We start from the raw sequence: 13876 nt of genomic DNA, 5'->3' as shown, positions 1-13876 counted from the left end.
AGCGCCGAAGGGCACGTAGACGCCCCTAAGACTGCGTTTTGGGGGCGTTTACGTGCCCTTCGGCCGTGGAACGCAGCGCGTCAGCGCCCGGTGGGCACCTCGAAGTCGAACACGTTGGTGTCGAACGCGGTGTAGCCGGCGTAGTCGAGCAGCTCGTACAGCCGCGCTCTGGTCTGCATTCCGGGGACCTCCGCCTTCAGCGACCCGTCCCGCACGAGCGTGTCGAGACCGCGCTCGGCCGCGCCCATCGCGATGCGCAGCAGCGACACCGGGTGGATGACGATGTTGATCCCCGCGCTCGCGAGCTGCTCGGCCGAGAAGAGCTCGCTCTTGCCGAACTCGGTCATGTTGGCGAGCACCGGCACGTCGACCGCGTTGCGCACGGCCTCGAACTCCGAGAGGTCGGCCATCGCCTCCGGGAAGATCGCGTCAGCGCCCGCATCGACGAGCGCCTTCGCGCGGTCGAGCGCGGCCTGCAGCCCCTCCACCGCCCGCACGTCGGTGCGCGCCATGATCAGCAGGTTCGGATCGCGGCGGGCGTCGACCGCGGCGCGGATGCGTTTGGTCGCGGTGTCGAGGCCGACGACGGCCTTGCCGTCGAGGTGGCCGCAGCGCTTGGGGTTCACCTGATCTTCGATGTGGAGGCCGGCGACGCCCGCGTCCTCGAGCTCCTGCACCGTGCGGGCCACGTTCATCGGCTCGCCGAAGCCGGTGTCGGCGTCGATGAGGGTGGGGAGGTCGGTCATCCGGCTGATCTGCTGCCCGCGGCCGGCGACCTCCGTCAGCGTGGTGAGCCCGATGTCAGGGAGGCCGAGGTCGGCGGCGATGACGGCGCCGGAGATGTAGACGCCCTCGAAGCCCTTCTCCTGGATGAGGCGCGCGCTCAGCGGGTTGAACGCGCCGGGGAAGCGCAGCAGCTCGCCGGACGCCAGTCGTGCGCGCAACGCGGCCCGCTTCTCGTGGGCGGGAACGGAGGAGTACAGCATCAGAACAGTCCCTTCGGCGCGGCCGGCAGCGTGCCGGCCGGAGCGGTGATGGTGAGGCCGCCGAGCTCCTCCGCGGTCAGGTCGGGGAGGCGCTGCGCGAGGTCGAGGAAGCGCTCGACCTCCGCCTCGTCGAGCACGCCGGCCGCCAGCGACCGGAACTTGGCGACGTAGTCGGCGCGGGCGAACGGCCGCGCGCCGAGCGGGTGGGCGTCGGCGACGGCGATCTCGTCGGTGATGACGCGGCCGTCGGCGAGGGTGATCTCCACCCGGCCTCCGAACGCCTTCTCGTCGGGGTCGATGGAGTGGTAGCGGCGGGTCCACTCCGGGTCCTCGGTCGTGGTGACCTTGCCCCACAGCGCGACGGTGTCCGGGCGGGCCGCGCGCGACGGGAGGTACGACTTCTCGTGGTGCCAGCCGCCGTCCTGCAGGGCGACCGTGAAGATGTACGGGATGCTGTGGTCCAGCGTCTCGCGCGAGGCGGTCGGGTCGTACTTCTGCGGGTCGTTGGCGCCCGAGCCGATCACGTAGTGGGTGTGGTGCGAGGTGTGGATGACGATGCTCTCCACGCGCTCCGGGTCGCCGACCTCCGGGTGCTCCTTGTGGAGCTTGCGGGCGAGGTCGATCCACGCCTGCGCCTGGTACTCGGCCGAGTGCTCCTTCGTGTAGGAGTCGAGGATCGCCCGCTTGCCCTCGCCGGCCTCCGGCAGCGGCACGTCGTAGGAGGCGGTCGGGCCGTCGAGCAGCCAGGCGATCACGCCGTCCTCGCCCTCGTAGATCGGGGTCGGGGAGGTCTCGCCGCGCATCGCCCGGTCGATCGCCTCCACCGCCATCTTGCCTGCGAACGCCGGGGCGTGCGCCTTCCAGCTGGAGATCTCGCCCTTGCGCGACTGCCGTGTCGCCGTGGTGGTGTGGAGGGCCTGGCCGACGGCCTGGAAGATCGTCTCGGTGTCGAGCCCGAGCAGGGTGCCGATGCCGGCGGCGGCGGACGGGCCGAGGTGGGCGACGTGGTCGATCTTGTGGGCGTGGAGGCTGATCGCCTTCGCCAGGTCGATCTGGATCTCGTACCCGGTCGCGATGCCGCGGATCAGGTCGTGGCCGCTGCGGCCGGCGTGCTGGGCGACCGCGAGGATCGGCGGGATGTTGTCGCCGGGATGCGAGTACTCGGCGGCGAGGAACGTGTCGTGGAAGTCCAGCTCCCGCACCGCGACGCCGTTCGCCCAGGCCGCCCACTCCGGGCTCACGCGCACGGACTGCGGCTCGCCGAAGACGGTCGAGCCGTGCTGCGGGTGCTCGGTCGTCGAGACGATCTCCTCCAGCTGCGCCGTCGGCAACGGATGGGCCAGCGCCTGCGAGCGGGCGGAGACCACGGGCTTGCGGCTGAGGGAGGCCGCAGCCACGGCGGCGTTGTCGATGACGCGGTTGATCACCATGTCGACGACCTCGCGGCCGACCTCGACGGGGTCGGTCGCCACCTGGGCGATCTTCCACGCGAGCTGGTCTTCGCGGGCGAGGTTCTCGTCGCTGCGGTGGACGCGGACGTTGTGGGTTCTCACGGTGTCTCCTTGATCGAGGTGAGTCGTTCTGCCGATGCCAGCACGCTCTGCAGGCTGCGGTAGAGATGGACGCGGGTCGCGGAGGCGGCGAGCTCGGCGTCGCCGTCGACGATGGCCTCCACGATGAGAAGGTGCTCCTGGGCCGCGGCCGTCAGGCGGTCGGGGTCGTCGCGCGAGACCCGCCGGAGACGCGCGAGGTGCGGCCGGAGGTTGCGCAGTGCTGCGACGAGGTAGGGGTTGGCTGCCGCGTCGTCGATGGCCCGGTCGAGGTCGTCGACGAGGGCGTAGTAGCGGGCGTGCGAGGGGTCGCCGTCGGCGAGGAGCTCGGCCGCGTCGTGGAAGCGGTCGCGGAGGTGGAGGAAGGCGTCGGGGTCGCGGTTTCTGGCCGCTGCGCGGGCGGACTCCTGCTCCAGCGCTCGGCGCAGCTCGAACAACTGCTGCACCGACTCGACCGAGACGGCGGTGACGACGAGACCGCGGCCGCCCAGCGCGGCGACCAGGCCGTCGGCGGTCAGGCGGGCCAGCGCCTCCCGCACCGGCGTGCGCGAGACGCCCAGCCGCTCGGACTGCTCGACCTCCTGCAGCACCGTGCCCGGTTGGAGGCGCCACTCGACGATGTCCTCGCGCAGCGACGCGTAGGCGCGATCGCTCGCTTTCGCTTCCATGGCTGGACCTCCTGTGTATACACAAGAGTACACCCGGCGACCTCCCGTCCCAGAAACCACCATCTATGTATACGCGGCGCTAAGCGCGCGGGGATTCGTCAGCTCCTCGCACCGCACGTAGCCGTACTCCTGGAACTCTGCGACCTCCGGAACCCAGCGATCGCTCACGAAGGCGACGTGCGCCGGGTGATGTCCTCCATTCTGGCCGGAGCTCTGAGCGGAGACGCGCGCGAGGATCTCCTTCCGCGCTTCGTCAGAGCGGAGATCACGGGCGTGTCACGACCGGATCTCCTCCGGCAGTGCGCGAGCCCGGCCTGGTAGGGTCCAGATCAAAAGGCAGGGAGGCCAGGTGTCGACAGTCGGCATCGTCGCTGAACGTCCGGGTGAAGCCCGCGTCTCGTCCAGCCCGAGTTCCGTGAAGAAGCTCGTCTCCCTGGGCTACGACGTCATCGTGGAGCGCGGGGCCGGTGTGCGCGCCGCCTTCACCGACGAGGCCTTCGCCGCCGCGGGCGCCCGCATCGTCGCCCGCAACGACGCATGGGCTGCCGACATCGTGCTCAAGGTCGCGCCCCCCGCCGACGACGAGATCGCCCTGCTCGCCGATGGCGCCACACTCGTCGCGACTCTCAGTCCCGGGCTCCGGCCCGACCTCCTGGCCGCCCTCTCGCAGCGCGGGATCACCGCCTTGGCGCTCGACGCCGTGCCGCGCATCTCGCGCGCGCAGTCGATGGACGTGCTGAGCTCGATGGCAAATATCTCCGGCTACCGCGCGGTGGTGGAGGCCGCCCACGAGTTCGGCCGCTTCTTCACCGGGCAGGTCACCGCGGCCGGCAAAGTGCCGCCCGCGAAGGTGCTCGTCGCCGGCGCCGGGGTGGCCGGGCTCGCGGCGATCGGCGCGGCCTCCAGCATGGGGGCGATCGTGCGCGCCACCGACCCGCGCCCGGAGGTCGCCGACCAGGTGCGCTCGATCGGCGGCGAATACCTGGCGGTGGAGGTCGCCGGCGACGACGCGATGCAGTCCGCCGACGGCTACGCCAAGCAGACCAGCGAGGCCTACGACCGTCGCGCCGCCGAGATCTACTCCGAGCAGGCGCGGGACGTCGACATCGTCATCACGACCGCCCTCATCCCCGGACGCCCGGCGCCCAGACTGCTGACAGCGGACGACGTCGCGAGCATGCGGCCCGGCTCGGTCATCGTCGACATGGCCGCGGCGCAGGGTGGGAACGTCGCCGGATCGGTCGCGGGGGAGCGGGTGGTGACCGACGGCGGCGTGATCATCCTCGGCTACACGGACCTCCCGTCGCGGCTGCCGACCCAGTCGTCGCAGCTGTACGGGAACAACCTGGTCAGCCTTCTCACCCTGCTGACCCCGTACAAGGACGGCCGGCTGACGCTCGACTTCGACGACGTCGTGCAGCGCTCGGTGACCGTGGTGCGGGACGGCGAGACGACCTGGCCGCCGCCACCCGTGCAGGTCTCTGCGGCACCGGCCGCTGCGGCGCCCACCGCCGGCCCTTCCACCGTCGCCGCGCCGGCGCCCAAGGAACCTTGGCTGACGCCGAGGCGCAAGGCCGTGCTGACGGCGGTCGGGCTGGCGGCGCTGTTCCTGCTGACTGCGTTCTCGCCCGACCCGATCCCGCGACACTTCACGGTGCTCGTGCTCGCGACCGTCATCGGTTTCTACGTGATCGGCAACGTGCATCACGCCCTCCACACACCGCTGATGAGTGTGACGAACGCCATCTCGGGCATCATCGTGGTCGGCGCGATCGTGCAGATCACCACACCCGACGTCACCGTTCAGGTGCTGGCCGCGGTCGCCGTGCTCGTGGCCTCCATCAACATCTTCGGAGGCTTCGCGGTGACGCGGAGGATGCTCGCGATGTTCTCGCGGAGCGACAGCGGTGGGCCAGGCGGGCCGGGCGGCGCCGGGTCGAGAGCGGCCGGCCGGGGCGGAGCCCGCCGGTGACCGCGGACGCCGTGGCGAACGCCGCGTATCTCGTCGCCGCCGTCCTCTTCATCCTCAGCCTGGCCGGGCTGTCGCGTCACGAGACCTCCCGCGGCGGTGTGCTCTACGGGATCGCCGGCATGGTCATCGCCCTCGTGGCGACGATCTGGCTCACCGCCGAGGGCGCGATCGCGCGATCCGGCCTGATCCTGATGGCGGTCGCGATCCTGATCGGCGCGGCCATCGGCCTGTGGCGGGCACGCGTAGTGCAGATGACCGGGATGCCGCAGCTGATCGCGCTGCTACACAGCTTCGTCGGCCTGGCCGCGGTGCTCGTCGGCTGGAACGGCTACCTCTCGCACCCGCACCTCCCCGGTGCGCTCGCCGGGGTGCACAGCGCCGAGGTGGTCATCGGCATCTTCATCGGCGCCGTCACGTTCACCGGCTCGATCGTCGCCTACCTCAAGCTGTCGGCGCGGATCTCGTCGAAGCCGTTGGTGCTGCCCGGCAAGAACGTGCTCAACGTCGGCGCGCTGGTCGTGTTCGTGGGGCTCGCCGCCTGGTACGTGGTGACGCCGGAGCTGTGGCTGCTCGCTGTGGTCACGCTGGTCGCCCTCGCGCTCGGTGTGCACCTGGTGGCGTCGATCGGTGGAGGCGACATGCCCGTCGTCGTCTCGATGCTCAACAGCTACTCGGGCTGGGCGGCCGCCGCCTCCGGGTTCCTGCTCGACAACGACCTCCTGATCGTCACGGGCGCGCTGGTCGGCTCGTCGGGCGCCTACCTGTCGTACATCATGTGCAAGGCGATGAACCGGTCGTTCCTATCGGTGATCGCGGGAGGCTTCGGCATCGAGGCGCCCGCGGCCTCCGGAGCCGAGGAGCAGGGCGAGTACCAGGAGGTCACGGCCGAGCAGACCGCCGAGCTGCTGAAGAACGCGACCTCGGTCGTGATCACGCCCGGCTACGGGATGGCCGTCGCGCAGGCGCAGTACCCGGTCGCCGAGCTCGTGAAGAAGCTGCGCGAGAGCGGCGTGGAGGTCCGATTCGGCATCCACCCCGTCGCCGGCCGCCTCCCCGGACACATGAACGTGCTGCTGGCCGAGGCGCGCGTGCCGTACGACATCGTGCTCGAGATGGACGAGATCAACGACGACCTGTCCCGCACCGACGTGGTGCTGGTCATCGGAGCGAACGACACCGTCAACCCGGCCGCCGCCGAAGACCCGAGCAGCCCGATCGCGGGCATGCCGGTGCTGCGCGTGTGGGAGGCCAGCCAGGTCGTGGTGTTCAAGCGGTCGATGGCTGCGGGGTACGCCGGCGTGCCGAACCCGCTGTTCTACCGCGAGAACGCGCGCATGCTGTTCGGCGATGCGCGACAGGCCGTGGACGAGATTCTGGGGTACTTCTAGAGGTGTCGACTTCGACGTCGACTTCGATCGCAGTGGAGGCAGCATGACCGACCCGAGTACGCCCCCGGCACCCGGCTGGTATCCAGACCCGTACCGGGAGGCACCCCTGCGCTGGTGGGATGGAAGGCAATGGACAGCCCAGGTCGGCGGTCATGCGCCCGGCGTGGCGGCCGTCGCCGCGCGCCGTCCGCTGCCACCGGACGCGCCGATCTACACGGTGTGGATCTGGCTGGTGGTGCTGCTCCCGTTGGTGAGCGTGCTGCTGCTGCTCGTGACCAACCCCTTCAGCGGGTACGAGCACTTCATGCAGAGCCTGGAGAACTCCACCCGTCCGTCGACCCAGGACATGCTCGAGATCTACAACCCGGCGTTCCTGATCGACTCCCTGGCGGGCTGGCTCATCTACGCCGCCACGATCGTCTTCTCGTGGCTCGACTACCGCGAGCTGGGCCGGCGCGGCGTGGAGCGACCGTTCCACTGGGCATGGTCGTTCCTGTCGAGCGCCGTGTACGTGATCGGCCGCTCGGTCATCGTGCGCCGCGTCGCCCCGCGCCGTGGCCTGGTGCCGATCTGGGTGATGATCGCGGTGGTGGGCATCAGCCTGATCGTCACGGGAACTCTGGTGGCCGGGCTGATGTCGTCGATCATCCACGACCTCCCGGCCCCGGGCGTCGGAGCCTGAGAGCCCCGTGTCCGGCCGGGCGCGGAACGTCCGTTATGATGGCAGTCGTGCGTCCGCCCGCGGGCGCTCAGGAGACGTCGCATAGTCAGGCCTAGTGCACCACCCTGCTAAGGTGGAGTCCCCGTAAGGGGACCGAGGGTTCAAATCCCTCCGTCTCCGCAGTAAAAGTGCTGGTCAGAGCCGCTTTCTGTAGCGACCCGTCAAGCAATTCCCCACGAAAGCCCCACGGGTCGCCTTGAGGCACGCCCCGCAATCGGGCTCTGCCGAATCTACGCGTCTGTGCTCCCCAGGCCGCCGAGCACCAAGTCCACAAGCCGTTCGCAGTGTTCGCGGGCCTTGGGTACGTCGGTGCCGGCTGCGAGGTGCTTCGTCGTTGCGATGTCGTTCGTAACGCCGCCGCAGACCGCATTGAGGACCAGGCTGATCGACGTGTGGGGCGGTAGCTCTGCCCGGCCGATCGCGCGCTGAACGATCCGCCTTGCCGCAGTCACTTGCGTGTTCTGGATACCGGCCTGGACCTCCCGCAGTTCCGGCACAACGAGCGCGTCGATGCGGAGGCGGAGGTGGGCGAGGCCGGCTGGTCCCGCGAAGAGTTCGTACAGCGCCATCCCGAGTTCGATCAGGTCGGTGCGGACCGCGCCGGTGTCGACGTCCTGGACATGCGCGCCGTGCTGTTCGAGCGCGTCCGCGAGGAGTCCCTCCCTGGAGTCCCACCGCAGATAGCCGGACGACTTGCCGAGGCCGGCCTGCTTGGCGACCGCGGCGATGGAGAAGCGCTCCCAGCCGGCCCGCGCGTACACGTCGACCGCCGCCTCCGTCATCCGGGCCTCTGCGTCGGCGGATCTCGGTCGCCCGGTCGTCTGTGTCACAGGTCATCTCCTCGACTCGTCGTCGACCTATGCTATCGTTTCGGACCACATGGTCCGAAAGTACGAAGGAGTTCGACGATGACCGTATCGGAGACGACGGAGAGCGCGACTGTTGCTGACGCGCTGGAGACGAGCTGGCCGCAGGCGACGGCGCTGGTATCAGCCGACCCGGCACGACTGTGGCGCGAGCTGCAGTACGCGGGAGGCGCGGCTCCCGCCACACTGCGCGATCTGGTCGAGACCATGCGCACCCTCGGCCGGGCCCTCGCCCCTGCGCCGGTCGCCGACGTCTGGGCCGCTCGACAGCTCCTGGGAGACGCGATCGATTTCGTCGCCGAGGGCAACGCGCCCGCCTTCACGACGCGCGACTCGGTCGACGAAGGCCGAGTCGGCTCAGTCGAATTCGGTGAGATCGTCTCGCACGTGATCGTGGCCGACACCGCGACGGGACGGGTCACCGTCCACGAGGTCGAGGCGGCCGTCGAGACGCCCGGGATGTCCATTCCTTCGTGGCACCGGCTGACACTGGGCGCCGTCATCCACGACGTCGAACTGGCGCCGGAGACCGTGGACGCTGTCGTCGCACGCTATCGGTTCGCCCTTGCTGCACGGGCGTTCGCCACCGTGGAGGCCACGCACGAGCTCGCCATCCGGCACGCGCAGACCCGTGTGCAGTTCGGTCACCGCATCGGCAGCTACCAGGCGGTGCAGCACCGCGCCGTCGACATCGCGATCGAGGTCGCGATGGCCCGAGCGCTCATCGACGATGCCGTCCGCCTCGACGAGTCCGGTGACCCGACGGCGAGCCTGGCCCTGGAGATGGTGGTCGCGCACGCACTCGACCGGGCATCCTGGACACAGTTCGAGGCTCACCACACTCTTGCCGCCTCCGGCTTCTTCGACCGCTACCCAGGACCGTGGCTCTTCCGCCGGGTCCACGCCGACCTGGCGCGCATCCCGCTCTTCCCGCGCGCGGCCGGAAGCGTCGCCGACGAGATCATCCGCACGGGAGCGGCCTACCCGAGCGCCGACCTAGGGGAGGAGGCCGAGGCCCTCCGCGGAGAGCTGCGCACCCTCTTCCAGACGTGGCAGCCGGAGAACGGCAGCGGCCGCCAGGCCGAGCGCAACGACGCGCTGGTCGATCAGCTGAAGCAGCGCGGCCTCCTTACGGCGCACTGGCCGGCGGAGTACGGAGGCCGTTCGGCCTCCGTCGCCGAGCGGGCGGTCCTCTCCGAGGAGGTCTCCCGCCGGCGGATCGGCGTAACCCTTCCTCTGGTCGCTTCGACCCTGATCGGCAACTCGATCATCAAATTCGGCACCGAAGCTCAGAAGCAGAAGTTCCTCCCGCTGATCGCCGACGCCGACCTCGACTTCTACCTGGGCTACTCGGAGCCGGAAGTCGGCTCCGATCTCGCCAGCGTCCAGCTGACCGCCGTCCGCGACGGCGACGAATGGGTGCTCAACGGAACTAAGCGCTGGGGTCAGGCGCAGCGGGCGTCTTGGGCATGGCTCGCGGCCCGGACGGATCCCGAGGCCGTCCCGCGGCACGCAGGGATCAGCCTCTTCCTCTTCGACCTGCGTGGACTTCCCGGGTTCCGCATCGAGGAGATCACCTCGCTCGCCGGCGAGACGCACGCGTTCAGCCATTACGAGAACGTGCGCATCCCCGTGGACGCCCTGATCGGCGAGCTCAACGGCGGCTGGAAGATCATCACCTCTGCTCTGTCGGAGGAGCGCATCACGATGGCCGGCACCGCGATGGCCAGCCTCGGGCTGCTCGAGGTCCTGCTCGGCGAACTGGAACGCCGCGGGACGCTTCCCGCCGCCGGGTCACACGAGCGCCACGAGCTCGGCCGGATCGCCACGCGGCTGCAGGCCACCCGTGTGCTCACCACGCGCAGCCTGGTCGCGCAGGCTGAGGGCGGCGACCGCGGAGCCGGAGCGCTCGAAGCGCCCCTGGCGAAGATCGTCGGCGGCGAGGCCACCGAGGAGTTCTCCCGGCTGGCCGTCGAACTGCTCGGGCCGGACTCGCTGCTCGACGAGGGTGCGGAGGGCGCGATCGGCCGCGGGCTGTTCGACTACAGCCTCCGGGTCTGCCTGATCGGAACGGTGGGAGGCGGCACCGGCGACATCCAGCGCAATATCATCGCGCGCGCGCTCGGGATGCCGAAGGACTAGCGCTGACCAACGGCCTTTGGGCCAATGAAGGGGAGCTAGTCTGATCGAGAACTCACGCGGCGCCCTGACGCGGAGGCGTCGACGTCGACAGGAGCACCCGTGACCGCACTGGACCTGAATCGGTTGCGCTGCTTCCTGGCCGTCGCCGAGGAGAAACACTTCGCCCGCGCCGCCGCACGCCTCAACATGACGCCCCCTCCGCTCAGCCGTCAGATCAAGCAGCTCGAAGCCGACCTCGGCGGCGACCTCTTCGTGCGTGGCTACCACGACGTCGAGCTGACGCCGTTCGGGGCGGCTCTCGTCGATCCGGTGCGTGCTGCTGTGGGCGGGGTGGATGCCGTGGCCGACATCGCCGCGCGGCTCAGGGAGCAGGGTGTGCCGCTCCGGGTCGGCGCGACGCCGTTCGCCCCGACGCCGTACCTCGACGAGTTCCTCGAGGATGTCCGGGTGAGCGGTGTCGACGTCGACGACGACCTGCAGCTGGAGTTCGGATCGACCGAACTGGCCAAGCGGGTCCGCGTCGGTGCGCTCGATCTCGCCCTCGTCCACCTGCCGTCGCCGGACGACTCGCTTGCCGAGCTGCTCTTGCACGAATATCCGCTCGCGATCGCGGTGCGCAATGACGATGCGCTCGCGGCGGAGCCGACGCTGACGCTCGAACAACTGCGGGGGCGCAAGCTCGTCCACCCGCTCGGCCGGCTGCACTCGAAGATCCTCGAAGAGCACCGGCAGCGGCTTGGCGACGCGGGGATCGACGCGATGCTCGACATGCCGGGCCCCGTCGGCGCTGCGGAGACGGCCACGCAGGTGTGGTCTCGTCACCTCGCCTGTTTCGTCCCCGACGTGCCCGGGTCGGTCCTGGGGCGGGTGTTCGCCGCACCCGACTTCGTGACCATCCCCGTCTCGGGGGAGGGGCTCGTCATGCGGCTCGGCGTGGTCTTCTCGGAGAGCGCCGTCGCCGAGAATGCGTCGCTGGCTCGTGCGCTCGCCGCGTTGCGGCTGGCCCAGCGGGGTCACCGAGCGGCCGTACACGCTGACTGAGCCCCCTGCGACGCATTGCGGTTTGAGACATCCACGGGTGTCGGCATCCGTGATTAACAACGCGGGGTCGCTCGTGTTCGACTCGTCGCAGTGCCAGCGGAGGCAGTCTCGCCTCCGCCACGGCACGTGGCGAAAGGCGAGCAATGACCCAGATCGACCCCCGTACCCCTGTGCTGATCGGCGTCGGCCAGATCATCGACCGCCTCGGGGATGACGGCTACGACGCGCTGTCGCCAGTCGAGCTGGCCGCGCGCGCCTCAGCACGGGCCATCGATGACACGGAGGCCGACCCGGCCGGCATCCGCGACGCGATCGACACCGTCGCCGGGATCCGCCAGTTCGAGATCTCGACCCCCGGCGCACCGGCGCCGCTCGGCAAGTCGAACAACTATCCGCGGTCGGTGGCCGCGCACCTGAACGCCGACCCGGCCCGGGCGATCCTCGAGGTCGGCGGCGGGCAGGGGCCCCAGCACCTCGTCACCGAGCTGGCCGGGGACATCGCGGCCGGCCGCGCCCGGGTCGCCCTCGTCTTCGGCTCAGAGGCCATCTCCACCACACGGGCGCTCGCCAAGAACGAGGACCGCCCCGACTTCACCGAGACCGTCGACGGCGACCTGGAGGACCGCGGGTTCGGCCTCGCCGGCCTCATGTCGATGGAGGCCGTCAACCACGGCCTCTCCGACGCACCTAGCCAGTACGCCCTGCTCGAGAACGCGCGCCGCGCCCGGCTCGGGCTCTCCCGCGCCGGGTACGACGCCGAGATCGGACGGTTGTTCGCACCGTTCACCCGCGTCGCCGCCACCAACCCGTACGCCTCGGCACCGGTCGAGCGCTCCGCCGCCGAGCTCGTGACGCAGACCGAGACCAACCGTCCCATCGCGGACCCCTACCAGCGCTACGTCGTCTCCCGCGACCAGGTCAACCAGGGCGCCGCCGTGCTGATCGCTTCAGTGGAGGCCGCACGCGAACTGGGCGTGCCCGAGAGCAAGTGGGTGTACCTGCACGGCCACGCCGATGTGCGCGAGCGGGACCTCTTCGACCGCCCCGACCTGTCCGAGAGCCCGGCCGCCCAGCTCGCCGCGCGCGCCGCCCTGGAGATGGCAGGCGTCTCAGCCGACGAGATCGCCACCTGGGACTTCTACAGCTGCTTCCCCATCCCGGTGTTCAACGCCGCGGTCGACGGCCTCGGGCTCTCGCCCGACGACCAGCGCGGCCTGACCCTCACGGGAGGACTGCCGTTCTTCGGCGGCGCAGGCAACAACTACTCGATGCACGCCATCGCCGAAACTGTGCAGCGGGCCCGCCGGCACCCGGGATCCTTCGGGTTCGTCGGCGCGAACGGCGGCATCCTCAGCAAGTACTCGACCGGCGTCTACTCGACCACCCCGCGCGAGTGGCAGCCCGACCGCTCTCGGGGAATCCAGGAGCGGGTCGACGCACCCGCCGCACCCGCGCAGGTCACCCGCGCGAACGGCTGGGCGACCATCGAGAGCTACACGATCAAGCACGACCGCGAGGGACGCAAGACCGGCATCGTCATCGGCCGCTTGGAGGAGACCGGCGAGCGCTTCGTCGCGATGGGATTGGAGGGGGATGACGAGATAATCGCCCTGCTCGAGAGCGAGCAGCCGATCGGCAGCCGTATCTGGGTGCTGGCCACCGGCCCCGGCAACCGGGTCACCGTCAGCCGCGACCGCGCGGAGGAGCTGCGACCCACCCGCAAGCCCGTCCTCCGTGAGAGCTACGAGTACGTCACCGTCGAGCGCGACGACCACCTCCTGATCGTCACCATCAACCGGCCCGAGGCCCGCAACGCGCTTTTCCCGCCGGCGCACGAGGAGCTGGCCGAGGTCTTCGACGCGTTCTTCGCCGACCGCGAGCTGTGGGTCGCCATCATCACCGGCGCGGGCGACAAAGCGTTCTGCGCCGGGAACGACCTCGTCTACTCCGCGACGGGCAAGCCCAACTACATCCCGGCGTCCGGGTTCGCCGGACTCACCAGCAGGCGCGGGATGAACAAGCCCGTCATCGCCGCCGTCAACGGCTTCGCGATGGGAGGCGGCTTCGAGACCGCGCTGGCCTCCCACCTCGTGGTGGCCGACGAGACCGCGCAGTTCGCGCTGAGCGAGGTGAAGGTCGGCCTGATCGCCGGCGCCGGCGGTGTCGTCCGACTGCCGCGAGCGATCCCCGCGAAGGTCGCGACCGAACTCATTCTCACAGGCCGCCGCATCGGTGCGGAGGAGGCCAAGGCTCTCGGTGTCGTCAACCGCATCGCCCCCGCCGGCCAAGCGCTGGAGGCGGCGAAGGCGCTCGCCGCGGAGATCCTCGACGGGTCGCCCACGTCCGTTCGCATCTCGCTCGAGGTGATGAACGCGACGCACGGCATCCCGGATGTGATCGACGCGGTCACCGCGCGCACCCCCGCCCTCGACGAGCTGATGACCAGCGCCGACGCGATCGAGGGAATCACCGCCTTCGCGACCAAGCGCAAGCCGGGCTGGAAGAACCAGTGACCCCTCCATCTTCACAACACACCACACGA

Annotated in this window: 10 protein-coding genes and 1 tRNA gene; 7 read left to right on the top strand and 4 right to left on the bottom strand. The window is 70.2% G+C overall.

From position 1 onward, the window contains the following. Positions 1–80 precede the first annotated feature (80 nt). Genes prpB through AC0HS0_RS05825 form a run of 3 tightly spaced genes read right to left on the bottom strand, consistent with a single transcriptional unit; the run spans position 81 to position 3204 of the window. Positions 81–986: a methylisocitrate lyase gene (gene prpB, locus AC0HS0_RS05835; RefSeq protein ID WP_472962404.1), complete on the bottom strand. Its 906-nt coding sequence runs from the start codon at positions 984–986 to the stop codon at positions 81–83. Further along, entirely contained in the window at positions 986–2539 is a 1554-nt protein-coding gene (locus AC0HS0_RS05830; RefSeq protein ID WP_472962403.1) for an MmgE/PrpD family protein, read from the bottom strand. The genes prpB and AC0HS0_RS05830 overlap by 1 nt, the downstream gene beginning before the upstream one ends. Beyond that, entirely contained in the window at positions 2536–3204 is a 669-nt protein-coding gene (locus AC0HS0_RS05825) for a GntR family transcriptional regulator (protein WP_472962401.1), read from the bottom strand. The genes AC0HS0_RS05830 and AC0HS0_RS05825 overlap by 4 nt, the downstream gene beginning before the upstream one ends. Positions 3205–3553: 349 nt before the next feature. Between AC0HS0_RS05825 and AC0HS0_RS05820 the strand changes: the two genes are divergently transcribed. The 4 genes from AC0HS0_RS05820 (at position 3554) to AC0HS0_RS05805 (ending at position 7405) form a co-directional block, all read left to right on the top strand. Beyond that, positions 3554–5176, top strand: coding sequence for a Re/Si-specific NAD(P)(+) transhydrogenase subunit alpha (locus tag AC0HS0_RS05820; protein WP_472962399.1), 1623 nt, complete (start codon positions 3554–3556; stop codon positions 5174–5176). After that, positions 5173–6564 carry a Re/Si-specific NAD(P)(+) transhydrogenase subunit beta gene (gene pntB, locus AC0HS0_RS05815; RefSeq protein WP_472962397.1) on the top strand — a complete coding sequence of 464 codons (1392 nt, stop codon included), beginning with the start codon at positions 5173–5175 and terminating at the stop codon, positions 6562–6564. Before AC0HS0_RS05820 ends, pntB begins: the two co-directional genes overlap by 4 nt. A gap of 43 nt (positions 6565–6607) precedes the next feature. Beyond that, positions 6608–7246: a DUF2510 domain-containing protein gene (locus AC0HS0_RS05810; RefSeq protein ID WP_472962395.1), complete on the top strand. Its 639-nt coding sequence runs from the start codon at positions 6608–6610 to the stop codon at positions 7244–7246. A 70-nt stretch (positions 7247–7316) separates the two neighbouring features. Then, a tRNA-Ser gene (locus tag AC0HS0_RS05805) sits at positions 7317–7405 on the top strand. Positions 7406–7515: 110 nt separating this feature from the next. Here AC0HS0_RS05805 and AC0HS0_RS05800 read toward each other — a convergent pair. After that, positions 7516–8115: a TetR/AcrR family transcriptional regulator gene (locus tag AC0HS0_RS05800; protein WP_472962394.1), complete on the bottom strand. Its 600-nt coding sequence runs from the start codon at positions 8113–8115 to the stop codon at positions 7516–7518. Between the two features lie 78 nt (positions 8116–8193). On the opposite strand from AC0HS0_RS05800, the gene AC0HS0_RS05795 reads away from it, so the two are divergent. From AC0HS0_RS05795 to AC0HS0_RS05785, 3 genes are all read left to right on the top strand, one after another. After that, positions 8194–10293, top strand: a complete 2100-nt coding sequence (locus tag AC0HS0_RS05795) for an acyl-CoA dehydrogenase family protein (RefSeq protein ID WP_472962393.1) — start codon at positions 8194–8196, stop codon at positions 10291–10293. Positions 10294–10392: 99 nt separating this feature from the next. Continuing rightward, positions 10393–11334: a LysR family transcriptional regulator gene (locus AC0HS0_RS05790; RefSeq protein WP_472962392.1), complete on the top strand. Its 942-nt coding sequence runs from the start codon at positions 10393–10395 to the stop codon at positions 11332–11334. 143 nt (positions 11335–11477) lie between these two features. Continuing rightward, a complete protein-coding gene (locus tag AC0HS0_RS05785; RefSeq protein ID WP_472962391.1) occupies positions 11478–13847 on the top strand; it encodes an acetyl-CoA acetyltransferase in 2370 nt (789 codons plus the stop codon). The last annotated feature ends 29 nt before the right edge of the window (positions 13848–13876 follow it).

This window comes from Leifsonia sp. PARNA 1/14 (assembly GCF_055720965.1).
This window is presented reverse-complemented; position numbering and strand designations above follow the sequence as displayed.